This is a genomic window from Mucilaginibacter sp. P2_A4, from assembly GCF_056405015.1.
Genome location: NZ_JBFUCX010000002.1, coordinates 518,580 through 543,529 on the forward strand (window position 1 = coordinate 518,580; position 24,950 = coordinate 543,529).

At 41.5% G+C, this 24,950-nt stretch carries 22 protein-coding genes; 10 read left to right on the forward strand and 12 right to left on the reverse strand.

Annotated features, from left to right (window positions below; genetic code table 11):
* Window positions 1-82 precede the first annotated feature (82 nt).
* The gene (locus AC1DYB_RS06320; protein WP_477433337.1) at window positions 83-2,626 is read left to right on the forward strand and encodes a TonB-dependent receptor; all 2,544 of its coding nucleotides are present in this window, start codon (window positions 83-85) and stop codon (window positions 2,624-2,626) included.
* Window positions 2,627-2,846: 220 nt separating this feature from the next.
* On the opposite strand, the gene AC1DYB_RS06325 is transcribed toward AC1DYB_RS06320, so the two are convergent.
* Entirely contained in the window at window positions 2,847-4,655 is a 1,809-nt protein-coding gene (locus tag AC1DYB_RS06325; RefSeq protein ID WP_477433339.1) for a MutS-related protein, read from the reverse strand.
* 67 nt (window positions 4,656-4,722) lie between these two features.
* Here AC1DYB_RS06325 and rlmH point away from each other — a divergent pair, with 67 nt between their 5' ends.
* The 3 genes from rlmH (at window position 4,723) to AC1DYB_RS06340 (ending at window position 7,059) form a co-directional block, all read left to right on the forward strand.
* Window positions 4,723-5,196 carry a 23S rRNA (pseudouridine(1915)-N(3))-methyltransferase RlmH gene (rlmH, locus tag AC1DYB_RS06330; RefSeq protein ID WP_477433341.1) on the forward strand — a complete coding sequence of 158 codons (474 nt, stop codon included), beginning with the start codon at window positions 4,723-4,725 and terminating at the stop codon, window positions 5,194-5,196.
* Window positions 5,197-5,471: 275 nt separating this feature from the next.
* The gene (locus tag AC1DYB_RS06335) at window positions 5,472-6,401 is read left to right on the forward strand and encodes a cation diffusion facilitator family transporter (protein WP_295721036.1); all 930 of its coding nucleotides are present in this window, start codon (window positions 5,472-5,474) and stop codon (window positions 6,399-6,401) included.
* Window positions 6,402-6,648: 247 nt separating this feature from the next.
* Window positions 6,649-7,059: a Dabb family protein gene (locus tag AC1DYB_RS06340; RefSeq protein WP_477433343.1), complete on the forward strand. Its 411-nt coding sequence runs from the start codon at window positions 6,649-6,651 to the stop codon at window positions 7,057-7,059.
* A 774-nt stretch (window positions 7,060-7,833) separates the two neighbouring features.
* Here the strand turns inward: AC1DYB_RS06340 and AC1DYB_RS06345 are convergent.
* Complete coding sequence (locus AC1DYB_RS06345) at window positions 7,834-8,346, reverse strand: DUF5606 family protein (protein WP_477433345.1); 513 nt, start codon at window positions 8,344-8,346, stop codon at window positions 7,834-7,836.
* Window positions 8,347-8,434: 88 nt separating this feature from the next.
* Window positions 8,435-8,872: a peptidylprolyl isomerase gene (locus tag AC1DYB_RS06350; RefSeq protein WP_295718332.1), complete on the reverse strand. Its 438-nt coding sequence runs from the start codon at window positions 8,870-8,872 to the stop codon at window positions 8,435-8,437.
* Between the two features lie 291 nt (window positions 8,873-9,163).
* Here AC1DYB_RS06350 and AC1DYB_RS06355 point away from each other — a divergent pair, with 291 nt between their 5' ends.
* On the forward strand, window positions 9,164-10,345 hold the full coding sequence (locus AC1DYB_RS06355) for an asparagine synthetase B (protein WP_477433347.1): 1,182 nt from the start codon (window positions 9,164-9,166) through the stop codon (window positions 10,343-10,345).
* Here AC1DYB_RS06355 and AC1DYB_RS06360 read toward each other — a convergent pair.
* From AC1DYB_RS06360 to lpxK, 4 genes are all read right to left on the reverse strand, one after another.
* Window positions 10,342-10,485 (reverse strand): Kazal-type serine protease inhibitor domain-containing protein, encoded by a 144-nt coding sequence (locus tag AC1DYB_RS06360; RefSeq protein ID WP_477433349.1) that lies wholly within the window; start codon window positions 10,483-10,485, stop codon window positions 10,342-10,344. The genes AC1DYB_RS06355 and AC1DYB_RS06360 overlap by 4 nt on opposite strands.
* A gap of 138 nt (window positions 10,486-10,623) precedes the next feature.
* Window positions 10,624-12,720: a putative porin gene (locus tag AC1DYB_RS06365; RefSeq protein WP_477433351.1), complete on the reverse strand. Its 2,097-nt coding sequence runs from the start codon at window positions 12,718-12,720 to the stop codon at window positions 10,624-10,626.
* A complete protein-coding gene (locus AC1DYB_RS06370) occupies window positions 12,720-13,535 on the reverse strand; it encodes a purine-nucleoside phosphorylase (RefSeq protein ID WP_477433354.1) in 816 nt (271 codons plus the stop codon). The genes AC1DYB_RS06365 and AC1DYB_RS06370 overlap by 1 nt, the downstream gene beginning before the upstream one ends.
* Window positions 13,519-14,562, reverse strand: a complete 1,044-nt coding sequence (lpxK, locus tag AC1DYB_RS06375) for a tetraacyldisaccharide 4'-kinase (RefSeq protein WP_477433356.1) — start codon at window positions 14,560-14,562, stop codon at window positions 13,519-13,521. The genes AC1DYB_RS06370 and lpxK overlap by 17 nt, the downstream gene beginning before the upstream one ends.
* A gap of 265 nt (window positions 14,563-14,827) precedes the next feature.
* Here lpxK and AC1DYB_RS06380 point away from each other — a divergent pair, with 265 nt between their 5' ends.
* Together AC1DYB_RS06380 and AC1DYB_RS06385 are read left to right on the forward strand one after the other, a co-directional pair.
* Window positions 14,828-15,736 (forward strand): serine hydrolase, encoded by a 909-nt coding sequence (locus AC1DYB_RS06380; protein ID WP_477433358.1) that lies wholly within the window; start codon window positions 14,828-14,830, stop codon window positions 15,734-15,736.
* 139 nt (window positions 15,737-15,875) lie between these two features.
* The gene (locus AC1DYB_RS06385) at window positions 15,876-16,442 is read left to right on the forward strand and encodes a hypothetical protein (RefSeq protein ID WP_477433360.1); all 567 of its coding nucleotides are present in this window, start codon (window positions 15,876-15,878) and stop codon (window positions 16,440-16,442) included.
* Between the two features lie 240 nt (window positions 16,443-16,682).
* Here the strand turns inward: AC1DYB_RS06385 and purN are convergent, their stop codons facing one another.
* Both purN and AC1DYB_RS06395 read right to left on the reverse strand, forming a co-directional pair.
* Entirely contained in the window at window positions 16,683-17,261 is a 579-nt protein-coding gene (gene purN, locus AC1DYB_RS06390) for a phosphoribosylglycinamide formyltransferase (protein ID WP_295718351.1), read from the reverse strand.
* A gap of 110 nt (window positions 17,262-17,371) precedes the next feature.
* The gene (locus AC1DYB_RS06395; RefSeq protein WP_295718354.1) at window positions 17,372-17,893 is read right to left on the reverse strand and encodes a hypothetical protein; all 522 of its coding nucleotides are present in this window, start codon (window positions 17,891-17,893) and stop codon (window positions 17,372-17,374) included.
* A 216-nt stretch (window positions 17,894-18,109) separates the two neighbouring features.
* Here AC1DYB_RS06395 and yiaK point away from each other — a divergent pair, with 216 nt between their 5' ends.
* Together yiaK and AC1DYB_RS06405 are read left to right on the forward strand one after the other, a co-directional pair.
* Window positions 18,110-19,135: a 3-dehydro-L-gulonate 2-dehydrogenase gene (gene yiaK, locus AC1DYB_RS06400; RefSeq protein ID WP_477433363.1), complete on the forward strand. Its 1,026-nt coding sequence runs from the start codon at window positions 18,110-18,112 to the stop codon at window positions 19,133-19,135.
* 40 nt (window positions 19,136-19,175) lie between these two features.
* Complete coding sequence (locus AC1DYB_RS06405) at window positions 19,176-19,346, forward strand: hypothetical protein (protein ID WP_477433365.1); 171 nt, start codon at window positions 19,176-19,178, stop codon at window positions 19,344-19,346.
* A gap of 69 nt (window positions 19,347-19,415) precedes the next feature.
* On the opposite strand, the gene AC1DYB_RS06410 is transcribed toward AC1DYB_RS06405, so the two are convergent.
* On the reverse strand, window positions 19,416-20,138 hold the full coding sequence (locus tag AC1DYB_RS06410) for an RluA family pseudouridine synthase (protein ID WP_477433367.1): 723 nt from the start codon (window positions 20,136-20,138) through the stop codon (window positions 19,416-19,418).
* A 150-nt stretch (window positions 20,139-20,288) separates the two neighbouring features.
* A complete protein-coding gene (panB, locus tag AC1DYB_RS06415) occupies window positions 20,289-21,101 on the reverse strand; it encodes a 3-methyl-2-oxobutanoate hydroxymethyltransferase (RefSeq protein ID WP_477394782.1) in 813 nt (270 codons plus the stop codon).
* A gap of 350 nt (window positions 21,102-21,451) precedes the next feature.
* Here panB and carA point away from each other — a divergent pair, with 350 nt between their 5' ends.
* Window positions 21,452-22,552 carry a glutamine-hydrolyzing carbamoyl-phosphate synthase small subunit gene (gene carA, locus AC1DYB_RS06420; protein ID WP_477433369.1) on the forward strand — a complete coding sequence of 367 codons (1,101 nt, stop codon included), beginning with the start codon at window positions 21,452-21,454 and terminating at the stop codon, window positions 22,550-22,552.
* Between the two features lie 96 nt (window positions 22,553-22,648).
* Here the strand turns inward: carA and AC1DYB_RS06425 are convergent, their stop codons facing one another.
* The gene (locus AC1DYB_RS06425; protein WP_477433371.1) at window positions 22,649-24,892 is read right to left on the reverse strand and encodes an ATP-binding protein; all 2,244 of its coding nucleotides are present in this window, start codon (window positions 24,890-24,892) and stop codon (window positions 22,649-22,651) included.
* Window positions 24,893-24,950: the final 58 nt, after the last annotated feature.

Sequence of the window (24,950 nt, forward strand, 5' to 3'; positions counted from 1 at the left end):
AAAGGCGCTTTATTGAAAAAATAAAGGTTTACGGTGTAACATTTGAAGTATTTTCGCCTCCAATTACGAAAATATATAATAAATGAAACGTTTTTACATACTAATAGCACTTTTTTGTTTTACTCTTTCGGCCAAAGCCCAGTTTAGTGTGGGTGGTGGCGGCCCAAGCATTGTTGGCCGTATTTCAGGTACCGTTATAGATTCAATTACAAAAAAGCCAATGGATTATACTACTGTAGGCTTATACCGCAGTGGTGGTAAATCGCCGATAAACGGCGTTTTAACCGACGAAAAAGGAAACTTTAAATTAGATAACGTAAAGCCAGGTTCTTATAAACTGGTTATATCTTTTATCGGGTATCCATCAAAAACAATTGAGCCAATAACTACTACAGCTTCAAAGCCGGATAATAAAATGGGCGCTGTGTTTATATCTCCGGGAGCAAAAACACTGGCTACCGTAAATGTAGTTGGCCAGGCACCACTGATTGAAAACAAGATAGATAAGATTGTTTACAATGCCGAAAAGGATCTTACATCTGCCGGTGGTAACGCTACCGATGTGCTGCAAAAAGTGCCATTGGTGGCTGTGGATATTAACGGTAACGTATCTATCCGTGGCGACCAAAACGTGCGTGTATTAATTAACGGTAAACCATCGGGGGCAACATCGGCCAGTTTAGCTGATGTTTTAAAAACCATCCCTGCCGATCAGATCAAAAGTATCGAGGTGGTAACATCTCCATCAGCAAAATATGATGCGGAAGGTTCTGGTGGTATCATCAACATTATTACCAAACAAAAAAATGTTTCGGGTTTTAGTGGTTCGGTAAGCGGTGGTGTAGGTACCCGTCAAAATAACGGTAACGTTAACTTAAACTATAACAAAAACAGGTTTAGCCTGGGCATTAACGCGGGAGGGAACTTAACCTGGCCGCAAACATCAACAACAAACTTTGATCAGGTTTTTAGAGGTGAAAATGGGGAGGTTATCCGCCATAACTACAATAATTCATCAAGCCGTATTAAAAGGCATGGGGCAATTGGTTCTGTAACTATGGGTTATGAGGTTAATGCTTTTAACAGCTTTAACAGCACTTTCAGACTTAATGACGGTGGTTTTAATACTGATGGAAAAGGAATCAATAATGTTGATTTAGCAGGTATAGTAAGCAATTACAAAAGCACAACCCAATCGCATAATCACTTTGGCGGTTTTGACTGGAATCTTGATTATACGCACAAGTTTAAAAAAGAGGGAGAAGAGTTTACCCTTTCGGGCCAATGGAGCCACAGTATAATTACAACTAATTATACCAACTTATTTACCGCGGTTAACCCAAGCCAAATGGGCGCCAACAATGGTAAAAATAATGAATATACGTTCCAGGGCGATTATACATTACCGGTAAGTAAAGTATTAAAGGTTGAGGCTGGTGGTAAAACCATACAACGCCGTATCAATAGTAACTATGATATATTTAACACAGACAGCGATGGTAATGACGCATTACGTGATTCATTAAACTCCAACCTGTACAACTATAATCAAAACGTATATGCAGGTTACGCGGTATTAACCTTCACTTTGCCTAAAAGCTATTCATTGCTTGTAGGTGGCAGGGTTGAAAACACAAGGATAACAGGCGATCCACAAAATCCTTTCCAGGACCCTAATAAATTGGGCGACCTTTACCAGGATTTAAAACCGTTCTCTTCCAGCTATACTACTTATGTACCAAGCTTAACCATACAAAAGCAGTTGGGTAGCCAAACTTTAAAGCTATCATACAGCAAGCGTATTCAAAGGCCGAGTTTGCAGTTTTTAAATCCATTCATTAACCGTAGTAACGTACAAAGCCAAACTGTGGGTAACGTGAATTTATCGCCCGAGGTATCACAAACTGTGGAGTTAAACATCAATAAGTTCGTGAAATCATCTGTGCTTAACTTTTCGGTTTATTACAAGCATACCAATAACCTGATAGAAGGTATTGCAGATACTTTAAGTGAAAAAATAAATGGCCAGGTAATAAACGGAACGCGTACTGCTTACCAAAATGTTGGCAGAAACAATTCATTTGGTGCCAGTTTCTTTGGGTCGATAAACCCGATAAAGCCACTTACCATCCGTGCCAGCATTAACGCATATACTTATAATCCATCTATATTCCCTCAGTATGATATTGCTGCATCAAAAACAGGTGTTTATTTTCAATACTCTGCTTTTGGAAGCGCTTCATACCAGTTTCCACATAACTTTCTGGCAGAATTATTTGGCTTTACCAATTCATCACGCAGAACCATCCAGGGTACTAACCCCGCGTTTGGGATATATGCCTTTGGTTTTAAGAAACAGTTTATGGACAAAAAACTGGCTATCGGTTTTAACACTGTACAGCCATTTGCCAGGGACAAACATTTTGACTCCAACATCAGCAATGCTTCATTTACGCAAACCAGTTCAACTGCGTTTCCGTTCCGTTCATTCGGTTTAACGTTTAGCTATAGCTTTGGTAAACTAAGCTTCAGCAATCCGCAGCAACAGAAAAAAGGTGTAAACAATGATGACCTTAAACAAGGCGATCAGGGTGGACAGGGTAATACCCCAGCAGGCGGACGATAGGTTAGTAAATTAGAGTCGGAAATTAAGACTTGAAAAATATAAGGGCCGGGAGATTTATTCTTCCGGCCCTTTTTATGTTCCATAAGGTCATGCCGAACTTGTTTCGGCATCCCATTTGCAAGGTGTACAGCATGTTGGCAACCTGTCCTGTGGGGTCCTGAAACAAGTTCAGGATGACTTCGGGGGAGAGGATTTTTGCGTTATGCTTACTCTCTCCCTTCTATTCAGCTTCCACGTCAATTCCTATCTGTTTCAGCAATAAGGAAGCATTAAAGGTTTTGCATTCGCCGTGTTTGATTTTATAGTCAAACAGCATTTCGCCATCTTTTACCTGGATATCGAAGTAGAAGTTGCGTACATAATCAGGGTATTTATCTTCCAGGCGGGCAATCTGCAGGTCGTGAGTGGCAACCATGCCAACCGCGTTTTTACGGATCAGCTGCTCTATTACCGCTTTTGAACCGAGGTATTTATCAACCGAGTTGGTGCCGCGCAGCATTTCATCAATCAGGAAAAATATCTTGGGATGATTCTCTACTGCGGCAAGCAGCATTTGGAGGCGGTCAAGCTCGGCTTTAAAGGTGGATGTGCTTTCGTTCAGCGAATCCTTTATACGCATATAGGTAATCATGGTTATTACAGAAACACGCATGCTTTTAGCGCATACAGGTGCACCGCAAAGGGCCAGTACAGTATTTATGCCAATGGTGCGTAAAAAGGTGCTCTTGCCCGCCATATTTGATCCGGTGATGATGTCAATCTTGTGGGTGTCTTCCAGCTCATAATTATTTTCAATACGTTTTGCGGCACTAATAAGCGGGTGGGCAAGGGATTGCGCAATGAGTGTATAACCAGGTTTATCCTCAATTTGCGGAAAAGCCCAGTCGGGATAATTAACTGCCAGTCCAGACAGGCTGATGAGCGCTTCAAATTCGGCAATTACATCAAAGGCTGTTTCCAGGCTCTCGGTGTTTTGGCGTTTCCAGTTTTCTATGGCAATAACCTGGCGTATATCCCACAAAAAAAACAGGTTTAAAATAAAGCCAACTATCATATTTAAATGATAATTGAGTTTATTGATGAGTGAAGCCAGCTCTTTTATTTTGCCGGATGTTTTACCGGATTTTAACATTCCTGCATGTGAAACGTTATAGGTGGCATGCCATTGCTCTTCTTCAATGCGTTTAAATACATCGGCATAGTTGGTTAGCGTATTGCCAATTTTACCGGCAATCATATCTGCCTTGCTGATATACATGGCCTTTGAAAACACGATACCCATATTGGCTATACCAATTATAATTGCAGCCAGTTTTGCCTGGGGGATAAACCATGCCAGTATTAATATACCTGTAAATAAATAAGGGGCAATTTTGGCATATAGCGCAAGCCATTTTTCGCCGGGCATATCCAATGGCAGGTGCAGGTATTTAAACAGGTTTTTAAGCTGATTAGCATCCTGCTGAATACCAAATAGCAGGCGGGTTTGGATCTCCAGTTTCCAATCTTTTTTGGTTGCTATTTCTTTAATCGCTTCCTGTCTTGGTAAAATAATCTCTTTGATTGATGGTTCGTCAAACCAATCGGCAAGTTTGGCATTACCGGTTGATGTAGCGGTGCGGTTTACCAGTTGATACAGGGATGCATTGCCAAAAATATCCAGATCGGCAGTGTAAAAATGTTTTTCGCTGGCAAAGCGGGCTCCATCGTTATAAATATTGGCGTGGGTTTGTATGCTGGCAACTTCGTTAAGGTTTACTTTTTGCAGATCATCAAAGTATTGTTTCAGCTTTTCGAACCGGCTTTGCCGCGATACCAACCAGGCAAAAGCAAAAATAAGAACAACAAAAGCCACCGCCACTATAGTGAAATTATCTTGCTGCACGGCAATGCTGATAGCTACAACAATCAGCGCGAAAATACTTAGTCTGAGTAACGAATAGGTATTGGCCAGCTTTTTATATTTAGCGGCTTCCTGCTGTGCTGCGCTGGCCCTTTGATTGTAATCGTTAATAATATCCTGTTCCATTTTTTGTTAAAAAAGTTGAGGCTAAATAAACACATATATTTCAAATAAACGTTTATTTGTTTCAGATATGAAGATCACGTTTTTAACTGTTGGCAAAACCGAAGATGCCTATTTAAAAGAGGGCATAGATAAATATGTAAAGCGCCTGAAGCATTACACCAAAATAGAAATAGTTGAAATTAACGAACTGAAAAATACCAAGTCGCTTACGGCCGAGCAACAAAAGGCTAAAGAAGCCGAGCTGATTCTCAAAAAAATAGCACCGCTTGACCATGTGATACTGATGGATGAAAAGGGTACCGAATATTCGTCGACCCAATTTGCCGCCTATATCAGCAAAAAGGAGCTCAGCTCATCAGCCACCCTGGTATTTGTTATTGGTGGTCCCTATGGTTTTGATCAATCAGTGTATCAAAGAGCAAATGATAAAATCGCCCTTTCCCGAATGACATTCTCGCATCAAATGGTTCGCCTGTTTTTTATAGAGCAGCTGTACCGGGCGTTTACGATCATGAAAGGTGAGCCGTATCATCATGAATAATAGATGTGCAGATATGCAGATTTCAGATGTGCAGATGATTGTTTGATTGTCTGAACCGAAATTTCTCGAATTCATGGAATTACTTGAATTTTAAGAATTCTATCGCACACAATATAAGTTTGGTAATTCTGCCCATTCTTTAATTCGTTTAATTCGAGTTCAGACAAAAATATTACCAAATGTTTAATCGCTGTTCACATGAACTTTTGATTAAGACAAACAATCTGCACATCTGAAATCCACGCATCTAAAATCATTTTTCCTACCTTTGCTATATGTCAGGTCACGATCATTCTCATGCACACGGTCATCATCATCATGATCATGCCCCCAAGTTAGATCATTTGAACAACGCGTTCATCATTGGTATTATATTAAACTCGGTGTTTGTGATTGTGGAGGCTGTAGCCGGTTTTGTAACCCATTCTCTGTCGTTGTTAACAGATGCCGGGCATAACCTGAGCGATGTAGCTTCGCTGGCCCTGGCGTTGCTGGCCTTTAAACTCACCAAAGTAAGTTCCAATAGCAAATATACCTACGGCTATAAACGATCAACCATCATCGTATCTTTCTTTAATGCTATGATCCTGTTTGTTGCAGTTGGCTTTATAGTTTACGAGGCAATAATGCGCTTTATAAATCCCGAAACCATATCCGGCGGAACAATGGCCTGGGTAGCTTTTATAGGGATAGGCATTAACGCGCTTACCGCCTGGCTTTTTGTAAAGGATAAGGATACCGATCTTAATATTAAAGGAGCGTACCTGCACATGGCGGTTGATGCTATTGTATCTTTCGGCGTAGTGATATCGGGTATTATTATTTATTTTACCCGCCTGTACTGGATTGATAGCGTGGTGAGTATAGTAATTGCGGTAGTGATACTGCGTGGCACCTGGGGGCTGTTAAAAGCCAGCCTGCGCCTGGAAATGGATGGCGTACCTGCCGAAATGGACCTGGAAAAGATAAAAGCCGAACTAATGAAGGGCAAAGGCGTTTTAGATGTGCACCACATGCACGTTTGGGCACTAAGCACTACAGAAAATGCCCTAACGGCCCACCTGGTTATTAAGCCCGAAGCTGTTGCCGATTTTGATAGCATTAAGCATGATCTGCGGCACCGCCTGCAACACATGGATATTAACCATAGCACTTTTGAGCCGGAGTTTGCCGATGAGGAGTGCAAGCATGTAGATTGCTTGTAACGGAGATTGCTTAAAATACGAACTTGCGTCATGCCGAATTTATTTCGGCATCCCACAGGATATTCACACCTGCCAGGGCTGCGACTTGCCTGTAGCAAACTTTCACCGTGCTTACTTTCGCGTGAGATGCCGAAATGAATTCGGCATGACACCGTGTTTTTTTTGAACGTGACTCCCCTGGAGAATATCTATAGCACTCTTCCATTTTAAATAATTCTTCCTAATTTAAGCCATTATTTAGCCTACCATGAGCACCTCTAACAGAAGAAAATTTATAACAACCACAGCAATCCTTGCGGCAGGCACGGTAGCTGCATCAGGATTGCCATTAGTTCAACAAAAAGAAGAATGGCCGGTAGTTCACCATGTATTTTTTTGGCTTAAAAACCCGGCCTCGGTTGAAGATCGTGATAAGCTGGTAGCCGGCGTTAAAACCCTTTCGAAAATTGAAACCGTGCGGAAGCTGCGCGTAGGCGTTGTAGCCAGTACCGAAAAGCGCGATGTAGTTGATAACAGCTGGGCAGTATCTGAGTTGATGTTCTTCAGCGATCTGGCTGGTCAGGCTACGTATCAAACTCACCCTATACACCTTGAATTTATTAAAAACTGTAGTCACCTTTGGGAAAAGGTTATAGTGTATGATGCGGTAGATGCGTAGGGGGTAAAATATCCCGCTATTGCACATTATAGAATCCCATGTATTCTGAAGGGGAATTGACGTTGATATGAAAACAAACCCTAAATGGCCTGTCAGTCTGAGCCTGTCGAAGACTCGCGCGGAGAGGCCTTTGCCCGCTATGGTTCGATAGGCTCACGATGACATTCCACTAACCATCAATTCCGGTTTTAAAATCCAATGGGCATTTAAAGGGAAATGACGTTTTAAAAGGTTTGTCATCCTGAACGCAGTGAAGGATCTAATCGCAGACTTTACAGGTCGAAAAAGCATGGCGAATAATAGATCCTTCACTGCGTTCAGGATGACAAAAAGGTTTTTTGCAAAAAAGAAACGTCATACGAGTGAAAGAATTTTGCGGAACTCTGAAGGAGAAATGACGCTCTTAAAAAAGGCTGTCTTGCTGAGTTTTAAAATCCGTTTCGGCCTGTGAAGGAGAAAATGACGTAACAAAAATGGCTGTCATCCTGAGTGGTAAAATTCGGTGGCCTCTGAAGGGGAAATGACGTAACAAAACTGGCTGTCATCCTGAGCCTGTCGAAGGATAGCGGGCAAAGGCCTCTCCGCGCGAGTCTTCGACAGGCTCAGACTGACAGGCCGACACGCCTCAAAATCCAATACGTCATGGGTAGCCTGTCGAAGGATAGTGGGCAAAGGCCTTTCCGCGCGAGTCTTCGACAGGCTCAGACTGACATGCCTACCCACCTTGCAATTACGGTCGGAAAATGATTAATGGGAAGAAAAGCAAAAAGCCGATTACTCGGCTTTTTTTGTAGTCTTTTTAGCTTTTGCTTTGGGGGCTTCGGCTGGTGCAGATTCTGCTGCTACGGTTTCTGCAACCGGTTCTTCTGCAACCGGAGTTTCAACTGCGGGTGCCTGGGTTGGATCAACTTCGTTAAAAAGTGGCAAATCCTTTAATAACTGGAACCATGATACGATCTTTTTCATATCAGAGGCATATACTTTTTCTTCGTCGTGCTGTGGTGCTACTTCATAAAAGAAAGTTCTTAGCTTTTTACCATCAGCCTTAGCATCCGGAACATTTGAAGCAGCTTTCATTTGCTCAAATACATCAGTAAGCCTGATATCATCATCAACACCAAAAATGGTGATCTCGCTCAGTGCAGCTAATTTGGCTGTTGAAAGGTTGGCTACCAGTTTGGTTTTTTGAGCATCAAGGCTCTCCAGTACATAACCGGTTTTATTTTGTGCTAAAGCTCTCCACAAGCCCGGTTTACCCGATACGGCTACAATTCCTTGTAAATTCATTTGTTTTGGTTGATTAGGTGAGTGGTTGATTGAGTGACGTTGTTTTGGAAATTTAACCTGATCAACTCAATCAACCGTTCACTATTCGCTATTCTTCTATTACTTCGATTGTTAAAATTTTATCGCCCTGGCGGATAGCATCAACTACGTCAACATTCTCAATCACTTTACCAAACACAGTGTGGTTACGATCTAAGTGAGCTGTATTTGCACGGCTATGGCAGATGAAGAACTGTGAACTGCCAGTGTTACGACCTGCATGAGCCATTGAAAGTACACCACGATCATGGTATTGGTTTTCGCCTGTAAGTTCGCAATCAATTTTGTAACCTGCGCCACCAGCACCAGTGCCGGTTGGATCGCCACCTTGAACCATGAAATTAGGGATAACGCGGTGAAAGGTTACGTTATCATAAAACTTTGATTTTGCTAATTTTTTAAAGTTAGCTACGGTATTTGGGGCATCCTGATCGTAAAACTCTACGGTCATATCACCTTTTTCAGTTTTGATTATTGCTTTGCTCATTTCTTTGTTTTTTTAAAAACAGTTGGCAAAGGTAATAAAAAAGCATAAAGCCAAAAGCATAAGGCTTAAAGCTTTTTATACAATAGTTGTAAGATAAAAAGACAGACCTTGCATGGTAATACATTAACCGTTTATTCGTTACATTTGATAAATCGACACCCAAACAAATACTACCGGATAGTGAATAATCAATTATATAAGAAACGTTTTTTATCTTCTTTCCGGGTTTTAGCTTTCTGCCTTTTGCTTTTAGCTCCAATAATATCCCGGGCTGCATCTATCCTAATCCCCATGGATGAGGAGCAAAAAGACCACCTGAAATCATATGGTATAGCTTTTCTGGCTTTAAAGAATGGCGAGGAAGTTGACTGGTTGCTCAATTACCGCGGCGGGAGTTTTATGCTGAAGTACGATGAGAAGATAGAGCAGGAGTGTAAGATTCGTGGGGTAAGCTACCAGGTGCTGGCGGATGCTAAGGTGAACGAGATTGTGGCCGAAGTAAGTGATCCATCTGTGAATATGGATTTGGTAAAACTGGAGAAGGCTCCCAAAATGGCTGTATACTCGCCCAAGAATAAGTTACCTTGGGATGATGCCGTTACGCTGGTATTAAAGTATGCCGAGATTCCGTATGATGTGGTTTATGATGAGGAAGTAATAAAAGGCGATCTGCCTAAATACGATTGGCTGCACCTGCACCACGAAGATTTTACCGGGCAGTACAGTAAGTTTTATGGTGCATTCAGATTTGCGCAGTGGTATAATGATGATGTAAAAGGGCAGGAGGCATTGGCGCACAAACTGGGCTTTAAAAAGGTATCGCAAATGAAACTGGCAGTAGCCAAAAATATCCGTGATTTTTGCGCAGGCGGAGGCTTTTTGTTTGCCATGTGCTCGGGTACCGATACTTTTGATATTGCCCTGGCATCGGCTAATACGGATATTTGCGAGCGCATGTTTGATGGTGACGCTGCCGACCCGGATGCGCAATCAAAGCTTGATTTTACGCAAACCTTCGCCTTTCAGAATTTCACGCTTGATTTGAATCCGATGTCGCATCAGTTCAGTAATATTGATGTAACTACTACCCGGCAGGTTGAGCGTCAGCGTGATTTTTTTACCTTGTTTGATTTTTCGGCCAAGTGGGATGTGGTGCCAAGTATGCTTACGCAGGATCATGATAAAGTGATTAAAGGCTTTATGGGGCTTACCACCGCCTTTAACAAAAGCATGCTTAAGCCGGGCGTAACTATCATGGGCGAAATGAAAACATCCAACGAGGCCCGCTATATTCACGGCGAATTTGGAAAGGGACAATGGACTTTCTACGGTGGCCACGACCCCGAAGATTACCAGCATGCCGTTGGCGACCCGCCAACCGATCTTAAACTCCACCCAAATTCGGCAGGTTACAGGTTAATACTCAACAACGTATTATTCCCCGCCGCTAAAAAGAAGAAACAGAAAACTTAAGCAGTTTGCAGTTTGCAGTTTGCAGTTTGCAGTTTGCAGTTTGCAGTTTGCAGTTTGCAGTTTGCAGTTTGCAGTTTGCAGTTTGCAGTTTGCAGTTTGCAGTTTGCAGTTTGCAGTTTGCAGTTTTTGGGATAGGCCAATCAAGTTAGGTAAAATTCTGTGAATTCTTGAATTCTGAAAATTCTGATTCAGACAAATGCGTACGCCCAGCAAGCTTTTAATTCATAACAAATTCTTTCTCCCCGAACCTCGCAACACGACCCCCGAACCCCGTAATCCTAATTATAAAACGTCCAGCTTACGCCAAATTTTAACAGGCGATCTTGTTGCGGGTATCGGTTAACAGTATAATATCCTTTGCTTTGAATACCCTGGTTGGCATAATCATACATCAGGAACAGGTTGGTACGTTGCAGGGTGGCTTTAAAATACACAGATGCAACAGGATAGGAAGAAAAGGTAATGTCTGGTCCGTTATAAAACTGGGCAATCCCTACTGCATATGATGGCGCAACATATGGGCTATTGTAACGAACGCTCACACCAAAATTTGATTTCAGCACCCCGAAAAATGTTTTGTTGAAATACAGGTTGCTATAAGTGTAAACCTCCGGAGTGCGCAGAGTTGATTGATAATCTGTTTTTTGATAAACCACATAATTATCAAAGTGCAGGCTATGGTAGCTTAAGTTTTTACCAATGCTGATTTTAAGCAGGTTTATATCATTGCTTAACTGGGCAGGGTGGGCATCAATGCCGCCTGGCTGTGCTGTAAAATACAGGTAGTTGGCTATCAAAAAATACTCGGCCTTAATATCTAACTGTAATGGATTGTTCACATAGTTAAACGAGGCGCTTGTAGTTTTTTGATTATCAAAACTGTTGTGGAAAATGTAGTGGTTTGATACCCAGTTGGTGTATATTAACGGGGGCGTACTGTTTTGCGAGTAAGCTTCTAAAATAATTTTACCTGCTTTGGCTCCGCCTGCAAGGGTAAGCTTTGCGCCATAGTAATAATCGCCAAAATCGCGTCCCTGTACTATTTGTCGCAGATCGCCCTCCAGGCCTATTCTATCGCTAAAACGGTAACTTAGTTTTGCTTTAAGGGTGATATCCTGGAAGGTATTATTCTGAACCTTATTCTGGTGAATGTATTGGTAACCATATTGATTTAAGGTAGTATCACTTACATATTGCGCGTAATGATAAAGGTCATGTATCAGGCCCAGATCAAGCTTCAGCTCATTCTTTACAAACTTTACCGATTTGCTCCTCAGGTAAAAACTGTACGAAAACTCATTTTGAATATGCGTAACCACCAATGAATCTCTTGACCTGTTATTGCTGTAATAATAATCGGGGAATACATTATAGGTATCGGGCTGGTTGGTTTGCAGGTAATTGTACGTGTTGTTTTGTACAAGAAACGTATGTGCAACGCGTTGTGTTGGCAATATTTTAGAATTGGCATTCCCTTTATTTAAGCTGTCAATCCGCCCTAAATAATAAAACTGTTTAATGTAAAGGCTTTTATCAGTCCAGTTTTCATAGCTGTTGGGTAGGCGTACTGCTGCAGAATTTTTATAAAAAAGGGTGTTGCCGGAGCTTGTAAAAACAGAGTCGTTGAGGATAGCGCCTGTTTCTGGTGATTTTAAGTTGTTATATATCACATTAGCCAACAGGTTGTACCGCTTGCTTTTTGATTGGTACCAGGTAAATAATGCTGCGTTAACGTCGCTCACATTTTGCTGCAGAACATTGCTGTAACTATAGAAACCCCTTGATCCATTAAAATTAAGGTTAAAGCCCACATTCCAGTTAGGCTTAATGTTTTGGGTATGAATGATTTTAAACACCTGCTCGGCCGAACTGCCGAAACCGTTGAATAGGGTGAGATTGGAGTAAGCTACCCGCGCATTGTAATATTTTATATCCTGCGGTCGTAAAGCATAAACATCAAGCGCATGCTGACCGGCATCAAAGCCAATAGTTTTACTGGGCTCAAACAGCAAACTCCTTTGCGACAGGCCCGTATAGCCCAAACTAATACGCGGGTTGCGCGGATCCATCAGAGGGCTATAGTTTTCAAAATTATACAAACCTGTATCCAGGGCGAAGGTTTGTGTACTATCGCTCAGGAACCGCTCCATAGTTACCCGGATAAATTTGGCGCTAAAAACAACGGAGTCTTTTTTATTGTCTTCTTTTTTACGTAAACTATCCAGCAGTTGGTCGTCGCTAACTTTTTTTTCCGTTCTTAATGTATCCCTTGTTGATAGTGGTTTTGCACGGTTTATTTGGCCGTATTGCGCGAAAACAGTGTGCACATTGAGGCACAACAGTAACAATAAAATATATTTGAGCTCTTTACGCATTAATTACCTGCTATCAGATTTTTTAAGATCATGGTCAGTTTGGGTTCGGCATCCTCGGCAATTTTTATGATATCCTCAAGAGATACAGGTTCCAGTACATCGGTAAAGCCTTCGTCTGTTAATACAGATATGGCAAATACCGGCAGGCCCATGTGGTTTGCAACAATAACTTCTGGTACGGTACTCATGCCAACCGCGTCGCCGCCTATAATCCTTAAGTAAGTGTACTCTGCCTTGGTTTCTAAATTAGGGCCGGTTACAGCAACATAAACTCCCTTGTGGCAGGTAATATTGTTTGCAACGGCAATACTTAAAGCTTTATCAATCAGTGATCGCTGGTATGGCTGGCTCATATCCGGAAAACGCGGGCCAAGCTCTTCATAATTGCGCCCCACAAGTGGATTTTGTGGCTGCAGGTTAATATGATCGGCAATAACCATCAGGTCGCCTTTTTTAAAATCTGGGTTTAGTGATCCGCTGGCGTTTGATACATACAGAGTTTTAATCCCCAGGTATTTCATTACCCTAACGGGGAAGGTGATCTGTTGCATGCTATACCCCTCGTAATAATGTAAGCGGCCCTGCATGGCAACAACCTTTACACCGCCAAGGGTACCAAATATTAATTTACCAGAGTGAAATTCCAAGGTAGAAATGGGGAAATCGGGTATATTAGAATACATTAATTGTTTTTCAACAACTATCTCTTTAACCAGGCCGCCCAGTCCTGTGCCTAAAATAATACCCACTTCGGGTTCAAAATCGCCAATACGGTTTTTAATATACCGGGCGGTGCTTTCAATATTGTCTAACATATTCAGTTACTAAATTATCAAACTGCTGCTGGCTTTTATTTAAAAAATTGATGCCTATTGGCAATACCAAAACAGGGAGTTTTTTTATGGCCGATTGCAATTCCTGTTCCCCTAAACGCTGCGCATCCTTTTCTGTTGTGATGATTATTTTTTTTTGTGATGGGCAGCCAGAAAAATCATCGGCAAGTTTACTGATATTTTTTAAGGTAAACTGGTGATGATCGGGATAATTATGGTGAATGATGAGGGGAGTGAACTTTTTTAAATGCGATAATAATGGTGCTGGATTGGCAATGCCAGTAAGCAGGAATACGGTTGTATGCTCATCAATAGTATGATAAATAGTGGAGCCTTCCATATTGCGCAGGGGCAGATAGCTTATGGAGGTGAAGAATAAAGACTGATGTGGAAATGGCTTGATACGTTTGCTAATCCTCGCTTGGTCCTCAGCAGATAACGTTGCCGGGCATTTGCTGATGACGAGGATATTCGCCCTTTCGCGACCGCTGAAGGGTTCACGCATATTGCCGGCCGGTAATAAAAAATGGGGCTCAAATACGCGGCTATAATCAAACAATAAAATGCTAAAACCGGGTTTAACTGCCCTGTGCTGGTAAGCATCGTCCAAAATAATAACGTTATGTTTATAAGCAAGCTGCTTAATGCCTTCCACCCGCTTTTCGCAAACGGCAACCGTAACGCCGGGGAATTTACTTTTAAATTGGGCAGGCTCATCGCCAACTGATGATGCACCGGTTAGGTCATCAGCAATTAAAAAGCCTTTGGTTTTTCGGCCGTAACCCCTGCTGAGTGTGGCCAGTTTATACTTATCCTTAAACAGGCGAATCAGGTACTCCGTCATCGGGCTTTTGCCTGCACCGCCCACATCCAAGTTACCTACAGCTAATATTGGTTTATTAAAAGTTGTGGTTTTAAATACCCCTGCATCATAACACCAGTTACGAATGGTAACTACCAGGTTATAAATTAGTGAGAAGGGAAACAGAAGCCAGCGCAGGTATTTCATATATGTTGTGAACTTCTTAAAACGTTATTTCGGGCCTTCCTATGACGAAAAAAAAACTTTTTGTCATCCTGAACGCAGTGAAGGATCTAATATGCGCTATGCTTCTTCGCCCTGTAATGTCTGCGAATAGATCCTTCACTGCGTTCAGGATGACAAATCTTTTTAATTATGTCATCTCCTCAAACCCACAATAACGTTTTAAGAAAACAAATCTAATTATTTAAAGCCCATTTTAATAACTTAGTGTTTCAACGTATCATTCCTTATGAAATTTAAACTCTTTACTCTTTTTACATTTCTCACTCTTTCTTCCTTCGCTCAAACTGATAAAAAGCTTACTGCCCAATTGCAAAATGCCATTAGCGGTTTTCACGGGCAGGCAGGTATCTATGTGCAAAACCTTAAGACGGGTAAAACAGTTGCCATAAATGCAGATACGCTGTTCCCTACAGCCAGTATGATCAAGGTGAGCATTCAATGTGGCTTGATGGATAAAATAGAAAAGGGCGAATTGAAGTATAATCAGAAGCTTGTTTACCGCGATTCGCTTTTGTACGCCGGCGAGGATATTTTGGGCTCGTTTAAAGATAAAGATACCGTACAGTTAAGCAAGGTGGCCATGCTGATGATTACCATGAGCGATAATACTGCCAGCCTGTGGCTGCAAAAGCTGGTTGGCGGCGATTATATTAATAACTGGCTTCAACAAAATGGCTTTAAAGTGATGCGGGTAAATTCAAGGGTAGCCGGTCGTGAGGCTATCCGCAAGATTTATGGCTGGGGAGTAAGTACTCCTTATGAAATGTGCCGTTTGTTTACCATGATAGGGCGGGGAGAAGCGGTAAGCCCGGCGGCCAGTGAACGGATGGTCCGCAACATGGGCCGGATTTATTGGGATGAGAAAGCACTGTCACAGATTCCGCCGTATGTGCATACGATATCAAAACAGGGCGCGGTTGATGAATCAAGATCCGAAATCGTACTGGTGAACGCTCCGCATGGCGATTATGTATTCTCCATTATTACCAACCACAATACCGATCAAAGCTGGGGAACTACTAATGAGGCCGGTTTGCTTATAAAAAAGGTATCGGCGCTGCTGTGGCATTACTATGAACCAGGCAGCGACTGGAAGCCTGCCGATGGCGTTGATAAATACATGTTAAATGAGTAAAATTCAGGTAAACTGGATGGTAAGGATATTGAAGAACGGATAAGTATCGCCCGGTTTAATTTTTACTATGTATTGAGCTAAGCATCAACAAATAAGGTAAGTTTTAATAAATTAGAGTGATTTATTAAAACTTACAATTATGACTCAGCCTACCTCACTCAAGTATAAAGTGTTAACGATTAAGAAAAAATTCCTGACGTTAATATGTCTCGTGGTTTTAACCTTGGTTTACCAGCCATCCCGTGCCCAGGTAATTACCAAATACGGTGATAACGTGAGCACGCTTGACGGTATCATGAAAGCCTATTACGATGTAGTAACCGTGAAGAAAGGGGAGAAGGTAAGCTATGAGCGCGATAGCCTGCTGCATATTGCTGATGCGCGGGTAGGCTCGGGCTATATTGATAAGCAGGGAAAACAGCGTTTTAATTATATGACGCTTAAAGAATATCACCGCCTCTCGGATGCCTCACTTTCCCGTGATGGCTTTGATGAAAGGGAGATTTCCCGGAAGGTGGAAAAGTTTGGCAGTATATACCATGTTTTCAGTACCTATGAATCGCGCAATATCAAAAACGGACCTGTGATTGAGCGGGGCATCAACAGCATCGAACTATTTAATGATGGTACCCGTTTCTGGATCCTGGCCTGGTTTTTTGATGGCGAACGGAAAGATAACCCTATACCAAAGGAGTATTTAAATTAGTATCAAGTAGTTAGTATCAAGTATCAAGACTTGATGGGGGAAGACTTCTGAACAAAGATCAATTTAATTACGCCGATAGCCTGTACTTAGCCTTTTACTGTAGCGGTTTTGTTGCGATTTGTAAAATATGACAAGTCGCAATTTATTGATTGTTAGATAGATGTGTTTTTTTGCTGTTTCACCCGTTGCGAACGCAACAGCAAAAAGATCTTGTCAATCCTACCAAATCCTAAAATCGTGTTAACTTTTCATCTTCTTCAACAGCGCTTCAACCACTTTAGGGAAATGCAGGTGTTCCAGTTGCTGCCCCTTGAATTTTATCATTTCCAGGTTATCACCGGCCTCTATTTTGAATTTCGACTGGTGGATAACTTCGCCTTCGTCAAAATTCTCATTCACAAAATGGATGGTGATGCCGCTTTCTTCTTCTTTGGCGTCTAAGATAGCTTTGTGTACATGATCGCCATACATGCCTTTGCCGCCATACTTAGGCAACAGGGAAGGGTGCAGGTTGATGATTTTATTGGGGAAAGCCTTTAGTAAGGATCCCGGTATCAGCCATAAAAAGCCAGCCAGTACAATGAGGTCAACCTGGAGGTTTTTAAGCAGACGAATTACATCATCTGTCTCAAAAAATTCATGACGGGTAAATATGTGCGATGGCACTTCAAAATTGTCGGCACGTTGTAATACGTAAGCTTGTGGGTTGTTGGTGAGTATCAGTACAACTTCGGCTTCGGCATTGCGTTTAAAATGCTCCATTAATTTTTGGGCGTTTGATCCCGAACCTGAAGCAAAAATGGCAATTCGTTTCTTCATTAAAGTTTATGCTTTTCAAAAGGTTATGAAGCTACCGGTAATCTGTATGCTACCGGTAATTAAGTAATAAATCGTTCAATTATATTTCAAATATATATTTATTACGTGTTTTAATTGGTAATTGTTGTCGCATTTTGCCTTATAAATCCATATCGTACTACCTGCCGCTTTTTCGTTGCCGAATAATTGGGTTCAACATCACCGGTTTGCAATACCAGCGAGTAGGTGCCAAGGTTAAATATCTGCGTATTTTTAAATGGGGTACTTGTACTAAAGCCACCACCTGCTACATTAATCTTACAAACCATATCCGATGCAAAATATAACCTGTTAGGCGTCAGTGTCCAGGTGCTGTTTGTGGTTTGATCAAGGCAGTCAAAATTTGTATAAGAACAGGTATTGTCTGTTTTAAAGGTGAAAAACTGTGATTTTTGACAATCGGTATTTAATGTATCCGGGTCGCCTACCTGTGCATTGCCTAAGTAATGATAAACCTGTACAGAGGCCAGTTGCCAAACACCGGTTGTTAACAGGTGTGGTATATTACTATTATTATCCTTTTTGCAGGAATTACTGAACAGGCTAAGCGTAACTAAACCAAGTATAAATATTAATGGGAGTTTATTTTTCATGTAAAGTGTACCCGCAAAAGTAAAAAATCCTGTTTATTAGTTGGCTATCAGGATGTATTTATAACTGTTTTAAAGAAAAATTATTACCTAACCCCATAACGGGCGTAAGAAAGGGCTTGAAAACCTGAAAATTGCCTTTAGACCTGGTTATTGCTATAGCGCAAATTCTTGACTACAGAATCGGCATCAAAAATTGATTGTCCTGCTATAATAAGGATGGATTTTTTACATTTGAATTTTGACGTTAATACTATGCGCATTCCCTTCCCTCAACTCAAAGCCGAATTTAAACGTGTTTTGCAAAGTCTTGATTTTACAGAAGCCAAGGCTGAAGCATGTGCTGATATTTTTGCAGGTAACAGTAGAGATGGTGTATATACGCATGGACTTAACCGGTTCCCGGTTTTTGTACAGCATGTAAAGGATGGTTTGGTAAAGCCAGGCATGGAGCCAACCAAAGAAGGTGGTTTTGGCGCGATGGAACAATGGAACGGTAACTACGGACCAGGCATACTGAACGCTGTTTTTTGTATGGACAGAGCAATTGCGCTGGCAAATTTGAATGGGATAAGCTGTGTAGCTATAAAAAATACCAACCACTGGATGCGTGGCGGCACCTATGGCTGGCAGGCTGCCGAAGCAGGTTATATTGGGATCTGTTTTACCAATACCATAGCAAACCTGCCGCCCTGGGGAGGGCTTGATCCTCGTTTAGGGAACAACCCATTGGTTATAGCTGTGCCCCGTAAAGATGGTCACGTGGTGCTGGATATGGCTATATCACAATACGCTGTAGGTAAACTACAGCAATACAAATCAAATGATGAAGAACTGCCTTTACCCGGCGGTTATGATAGTGAAGGTAATTTAAGTACCGATGCCACTGCCATTCTGCAGTCTAAAAGATTGTTGCCGGTTGGTTTCTGGAAAGGGTCGGGCTTATCATTGGTGCTTGATCTGTTGGCAACGGTTTTAAGCGGGGGTAATTCCACAGCTAAGATTACTGAAAGCGGTGCAGAATCCGGCGTATCGCAGGTTTTTATATGTATAAAACCTAATAGCGATGCGCAAACAACTGCACTTATCGAAGAAATTATAACCTATACTAAAACCAGCGCTCCTGAGCACGAAGGCGGATCAATATCCTACCCGGGAGAAAACACCATTAAAACCCGCATCAAGAATTTAAGCGAAGGTGTTTTAGTGGATGAACGGATATGGGAAGAGGTGAGAGGGTTGTAAGGATGTTTCAATAAATTGACGCTACAAAAATCTAATCATCATGACTATAAAACCTATTAAAAACGAAAACGATTATCAACGGGCTTTAGAAAGGCTTGAATTGATATTTGATGCGCAAAAGGGTTCTGAAGATGGTGATGAGCTTGAAGTTTTGGGAATTTTAATTGAAAGGTACGAGGATGAGTATTTTCCAATCGATTTTCCAGACTGATCCAAGCTTATTAATTAATGATTAAATTTTTTTGATAATATACTAAATCAAGCGTTGATAGGATAGAAATTAATCCATCATCCCCTCAAATTTTTCCCAAAAGCCATCACGCGGAACAGGTGCTATAATTTCAACCGGTTCATTTTTTACAGGATGAATAAAGGTTAACCGGCGTGCATGCAGGCAGATGCTTTTACGCAGGCTGCCACGCGGATAACCATACTTATTGTCACCCACAATAGGGGTACCCAAAGTGGATAGCTGTACCCTGATCTGGTGAGGACGGCCGGTTATAGGGTCAACCTCAATTAAGTAATAGCCGTTAAGCTCGCCAACCAACTTGTAACTCAGTTCGGCCCGTAAGCTGCCTTGTACTTCTTTGTCGTGCGCTTTAGTTACATTTTTCTGCGGGTTTTTAACCAGCCAGTGCACTAATGTACCTGCTTCGGGGTACGGTTTTTTGCGTACTACGGCAAAATAAGTTTTGTGCATTTCGCGCCCCTTAAACATTTTATTGATCCGCTCCAGGGCCTTGCTTGTTTTGGCAAACAGGATAACGCCGCTTACGGGCCTGTCAAGCCGGTGTACCACACCCAGGAAAGCGCCATTAGGTTTGCTGTATTTTTTGGCAATATATTTTTTCACCTTGTCATCAAGCGATTCATCGCCGGTATCATCAACCTGCACAATATCGCCGGCACGCTTGTTTATGGCAATAAGATGGTTATCCTCATAAAGAATATCCGCATCGGTAATATCGTAACTTGTATAATTAAATTCTGGGCGAGCCATTTTTATTTAGTTCATGGTTGATGGTTAATAGTACATGGTAGCTGCAAATGACTATGAACAATAATCTGCTAACTATTAACTATTTAATCGGTTCATTTTCAAATCTTCAAATCATTTGCATATCTGCATATCTGAAATTTGCACATCTATTTAGTATTGTTCCTTATCATTAGGGAAGCTCTTTGATTTTACATCGCTGATGTAGCTTTTAAAGGCCCCGTTCATTTGCTCATATAAATTGGCGTACTGGCGTAAAAAACGAGGTTTAAAGTCGTTATTGATACCCAGCATATCGTGTACCACTAAAACTTGTCCGTCGCACTGGCCGGCACCGATGCCGATGATCGGGATCTGTACGCTTTCACTTACTTCCTGGGCAAGTTTGGCCGGGATTTTCTCCAGTACTATGGCAAAACAACCTAACTCCTGTAATTTTAAGGCATCTTCCCTTAATTTTTGGGCTTCTACCTCTTCTTTTGCACGTACGGTATAGGTGCCAAATTTATAAATAGACTGTGGTGTTAAACCCAGGTGCCCCATAACCGGTATGCCTGCGGTAAGTATGCGACTAACGGATTCTGCAATTTCTACGCCGCCTTCCATTTTAACACCATGTGCACCCGATTCCTTCATGATACGGATAGAGGAGTTCAGCGCTTCTTTTGAGTTTCCCTGGTACGAACCGAAAGGCAGATCGACCACCACCAACGCACGTTTTGCAGCGCGAACCACCGAAGAGGCGTGGTATATCATCTGATCGAGCGTTATAGGCAATGTAGTTTCATGACCGGCCATTACGTTGGAGGCCGAGTCGCCCACCAAAATAATATCCATACCGGCATCATCAACAATGGCCGCCATAGAGTAATCATAGGCGGTTAGCATGGCAATCTTTTCGCCACGGTTTTTCATCTCCTGCAGTATATGCGTGGTGATTCTTTTAACTTCTTTGTTTACAGACATTGTTAATTGTATTAAAGAAAGCACAAAGGTATTGAAAGGCACGAATTTCACGAATTTAATCGAATCGGGCTAACTGGATATATGAAATGAATAAGAAATATTAACTTTCAAGAAGTGGTCCCAGATGGATTTTATAATCAGCCAGTAAAAAATTTGCTGCGTAAATTGGTGAAAATCCGGTTTTGTAATTTGTGAAATTCGTGTTTTATAAATTTGTCTTTTAAATCCGAAATAAATTCCTACTTTTGCACCGTGAATCCGGAAGTTCCTTACTTCAATATTTCTATCAGTTTTCACGGGGCTTTGAACCAGGCGATCCGATTTAATAATCCATTCAATTTTTTTGCTAAATGACTTACTTCACCAAATTACCGGCTGTACTTTTATTGGCCGACGGAACCGTTTTTCACGGTAAAGCCGCCGGAAAGATTGGCACTACAACCGGCGAGATCTGTTTTAATACAGGTATGACCGGCTACCAGGAAATTTTTACCGACCCATCATACTTTGGGCAAATAATGGTTGCAACCAATGCTCATATTGGTAATTATGGCATAGCCGATAACGAAGTTGAGTCTGGAAATATCCAGATCTCGGGCTTGGTTTGTAAAAATTACAATATCGCTTACAGCCGTAAACAGGCCAATGAATCTATCCAGGATTATTTTCAGACGCAAAATATTGTAGGTATCTCTGATGTGGATACCCGCCAGATAGTTCGCCACATCCGTGATAAGGGTGCAATGAACGCTATCATCTCATCTGAAATACTGGATATTGAAGAACTGAAAGCCAGGCTTGCCGAAGTGCCTTCAATGGATGGACTGGAGCTTTCATCGCAGGTATCAACTACCGAAACTTATACTTTTGGCGATGAGAACGCAGCTTACCGCGTTGCTGTGCTTGACCTGGGTGTTAAAAAGAACATCTTGCGCAATTTTGATGATCGTGATGTATATGCCAAGGTATTCCCTGCAAAAACCACTTTTGCCGAAATGGAAAAAGACTTTGCACCAACCGGTTACTTTATATCAAACGGCCCCGGTGATCCATCGGCTATGCCTTACGCTATTGATACCGTAAAAGAAATTTTAGCGGCTGATAAGCCCATGTTTGGAATTTGCTTAGGCCACCAGTTGCTGGCTTTAGCCAATGATATTCCAACCAAAAAAATGTTTAACGGTCACCGCGGCTTAAATCACCCGGTAAAAAATATCATCATTAACCATTGCGAAGTAACTTCACAAAACCATGGTTTTGGTGTAGTGCCCGAAGCTGTACGCGCATCTGATAAGGTAGAGATCACCCATGTGAACCTTAATGATCAGTCGATAGAAGGCATTCGTGTAAAAGATAAAAAAGCATTCTCGGTACAATATCACCCGGAGTCATCTCCTGGTCCACATGATTCAAGGTATCTGTTTGATGACTTTATAAAATTGATGAAATAAGTTTTTTTAATTTGAAGATTTGAAAATCTGAGGATTTGAAAATGATTTTAAAAGCCTTTTGAGTTTTAAACTTTAAAGGCTTTTTTGTTGCTTTATCTAAACGGCTACTGCATTAGCAACAACCATTACAGGCACTGTAAACATAAATTCAGTACCAACCCCCGGCTCGCTGGATACCCATATTTTGCCATGGCAGCGTTCAACCAGGTCTTTACAAAATAGCATACCCATGCCAGTGCCCGATTCATTTTTGGTGCCAACTTTACTATTCACCTTACCTTTAAAAAGTTTTTCGCGCTGATCTGCAGACATGCCGACCCCGGTATCTTTTACTTTTATAGTGATTTGCTGGTCGTTATCCTGCCAGGCGGTTATCTCTATGGTATCATGTTCCCGCGAGAACTTTAAGGCATTGGTGATCAGGTTACGTATAACAATGCGGATAGAGTTGGGGTCGGCCAGGGCCGATAGATCATTAGGGATGCTATCTACCAGTTTAATGCCTTTTAACGCGGCCTGTTCCAGGTAGCTATCAATTTCAAAACTAACCAGCTCCTTAATTGAAAAGTTTTTTACCGAAGCATCAAAGTTCTCCATCTGACTATTGATCCAGAACAATAAGGTATCTAAAAAGTCGGATGTGTATTCCAGTTTTTTCAATACATTGGGTATCATCTCCAGTAACTCATGGTGACTGATACTATCATCCTGTAACAGATCAAACAGTCCCCGTAAAGTGCTTAACGGCGCGCGCAGGTCATGCGCTAAAATAGAGATAAGGCGGTCCTTTAAAACGTTCAGGTCATTTAGCTTCTCGGCCTGATCATCAATATTGGTTTTTTGTTGCAATATTTCATGATTTCTATCTTCAAGCAGGGCGTTTATCTTTTGCTGTTTGCGTTTTTGCCGGTAATAAATGCCAACGGTAACTATCATTGCCAGGATGATAATGAGGAATATAGCATTTATAAGGCGTTGGCTTTTTATTTTTTGCTGATATATCAGGTCGCGCTCGTGTTGCTGTTGGGTTAGTTGCCGCTTTTTTTCGGCAAATCCAAGTTCGTAATTATAGGAGGTGAGTTTTTGAATGCTCTCGTTATCGTTAACTTGGTTTTTCAGGTCAATGTATTCATTCAGCAAGCGGTTGGCATCTTTAAACTTACCCAAACCTGCCATTGCCTTATTTAGCTGCAATGCCGCGTTTGAGCGTACCGATATGTTGCCTAATTTAATGGCATATATTTCACCGTGGATGGCATATTTATAGGCGTTTTTATAGTCCTTCATCAAATTATATACAGTTGCATAACCATTTAAGGCATAAGCCTGGTTGTATACAATTTTAAATTTGGTGGCTATTTGTAATGAAGTGTCAAGATAGGCTATTGCCAGTTTCATTTGGTTTTTGTTGGCATAGCACAGCCCAAGGTCGGTATAAACAGAACTCAGCCCATCTTTATCATCCTGTTTTTTTGCAATATTTATCGATTTTAGTAAATAAGTAATCGCCTCATCGTATTTGCCTTGTGCAAGCAATACCTCACCAATGTTTTCATTTATGGTACCCATAGCTTGTTTGTTATTGGTGGTTTCAAACACCTGGGCGGCTTTCTTATAATTTTCAAGCGCATTTGGATATACCTCCATGCCTTGCAATACTACACCTATATCATTATAAATCTCTGCCGATGTGGTAGTATAGCTGTTTTTCAGGGCAATAAAAAGGCCCTTGTAGTAAAAATCAAGCGCATTTGAAAGTTGTCCCTTACTAAAATAGGTAATACCAATGTTTTTATAGCAATCCGTTAATGTAGCTTCATCATTATCTCTGAGGCATATCAAACGCGCCATATCTAAATAGTTCAAAGCCAATTTATATTCGGCAAGCAGGTTGTACATGCGTCCGTATGAAATATAGCACTTGCTTAGCCCCTTATTATCATTCAGGCTTTTGAATAGAGCAATGGCTTCGTCAAAGTTTTGTTTGGCTTGTGCCGATTTACCTTTAAAATAATTTACGTGGCCGGTTTCAAGCAACCCATTGGCTATGCCGGCCCTGTATTTGATTTTTCGGGATAGCTCGATGCCTTTTTGACCGTAATAGAAAGCACTATCAGGATTGGATTTGAAATAATTTGCCGCCAGTTTGTTCAACGTATTTATGGTGGCAGTATCCGGAGTTTTTTGATGAAGCGCGGCAGGAGAAAGCGAGTTTTTGATGCTGTCGACCTCGGGATTCGATGTTGCAAATGCCGGTATAAACAAAAACAAAAAGAAAAGCATCGGCAAAAGCTTCGACGGATGAGGATTACCAGTATCGATATGTTGTGTAAATTTCAAACTCAGTTAAATAGTTAAAGTACTTTATACGAAAGTAATAGACGATTTAGTTCGGTTT

Bases quoted from the DNA above. Each gene is read 5' to 3' on its own strand.
- AC1DYB_RS06320 (WP_477433337.1), top strand. From the start codon at position 83: ATGAAACGTTTTTACATACTAATAGCACTTTTTTGTTTTACTCTTTCG.
- AC1DYB_RS06325 (WP_477433339.1), bottom strand. From the start codon at position 4,655: ATGGAACAGGATATTATTAACGATTACAATCAAAGGGCCAGCGCAGCA.
- rlmH (WP_477433341.1), top strand. From the start codon at position 4,723: ATGAAGATCACGTTTTTAACTGTTGGCAAAACCGAAGATGCCTATTTA.
- AC1DYB_RS06335 (WP_295721036.1), top strand. From the start codon at position 5,472: ATGTCAGGTCACGATCATTCTCATGCACACGGTCATCATCATCATGAT.
- AC1DYB_RS06340 (WP_477433343.1), top strand. From the start codon at position 6,649: ATGAGCACCTCTAACAGAAGAAAATTTATAACAACCACAGCAATCCTT.
- AC1DYB_RS06345 (WP_477433345.1), bottom strand. From the start codon at position 8,346: ATGAATTTACAAGGAATTGTAGCCGTATCGGGTAAACCGGGCTTGTGG.
- AC1DYB_RS06350 (WP_295718332.1), bottom strand. From the start codon at position 8,872: ATGAGCAAAGCAATAATCAAAACTGAAAAAGGTGATATGACCGTAGAG.
- AC1DYB_RS06355 (WP_477433347.1), top strand. From the start codon at position 9,164: ATGGATGAGGAGCAAAAAGACCACCTGAAATCATATGGTATAGCTTTT.
- AC1DYB_RS06365 (WP_477433351.1), bottom strand. From the start codon at position 12,720: ATGCGTAAAGAGCTCAAATATATTTTATTGTTACTGTTGTGCCTCAAT.
- AC1DYB_RS06370 (WP_477433354.1), bottom strand. From the start codon at position 13,535: ATGTTAGACAATATTGAAAGCACCGCCCGGTATATTAAAAACCGTATT.
- lpxK (WP_477433356.1), bottom strand. From the start codon at position 14,562: ATGAAATACCTGCGCTGGCTTCTGTTTCCCTTCTCACTAATTTATAAC.
- AC1DYB_RS06380 (WP_477433358.1), top strand. From the start codon at position 14,828: ATGAAATTTAAACTCTTTACTCTTTTTACATTTCTCACTCTTTCTTCC.
- AC1DYB_RS06385 (WP_477433360.1), top strand. From the start codon at position 15,876: ATGACTCAGCCTACCTCACTCAAGTATAAAGTGTTAACGATTAAGAAA.
- purN (WP_295718351.1), bottom strand. From the start codon at position 17,261: ATGAAGAAACGAATTGCCATTTTTGCTTCAGGTTCGGGATCAAACGCC.
- AC1DYB_RS06395 (WP_295718354.1), bottom strand. From the start codon at position 17,893: ATGAAAAATAAACTCCCATTAATATTTATACTTGGTTTAGTTACGCTT.
- yiaK (WP_477433363.1), top strand. From the start codon at position 18,110: ATGGATTTTTTACATTTGAATTTTGACGTTAATACTATGCGCATTCCC.
- AC1DYB_RS06405 (WP_477433365.1), top strand. From the start codon at position 19,176: ATGACTATAAAACCTATTAAAAACGAAAACGATTATCAACGGGCTTTA.
- AC1DYB_RS06410 (WP_477433367.1), bottom strand. From the start codon at position 20,138: ATGGCTCGCCCAGAATTTAATTATACAAGTTACGATATTACCGATGCG.
- panB (WP_477394782.1), bottom strand. From the start codon at position 21,101: ATGTCTGTAAACAAAGAAGTTAAAAGAATCACCACGCATATACTGCAG.
- carA (WP_477433369.1), top strand. From the start codon at position 21,452: ATGACTTACTTCACCAAATTACCGGCTGTACTTTTATTGGCCGACGGA.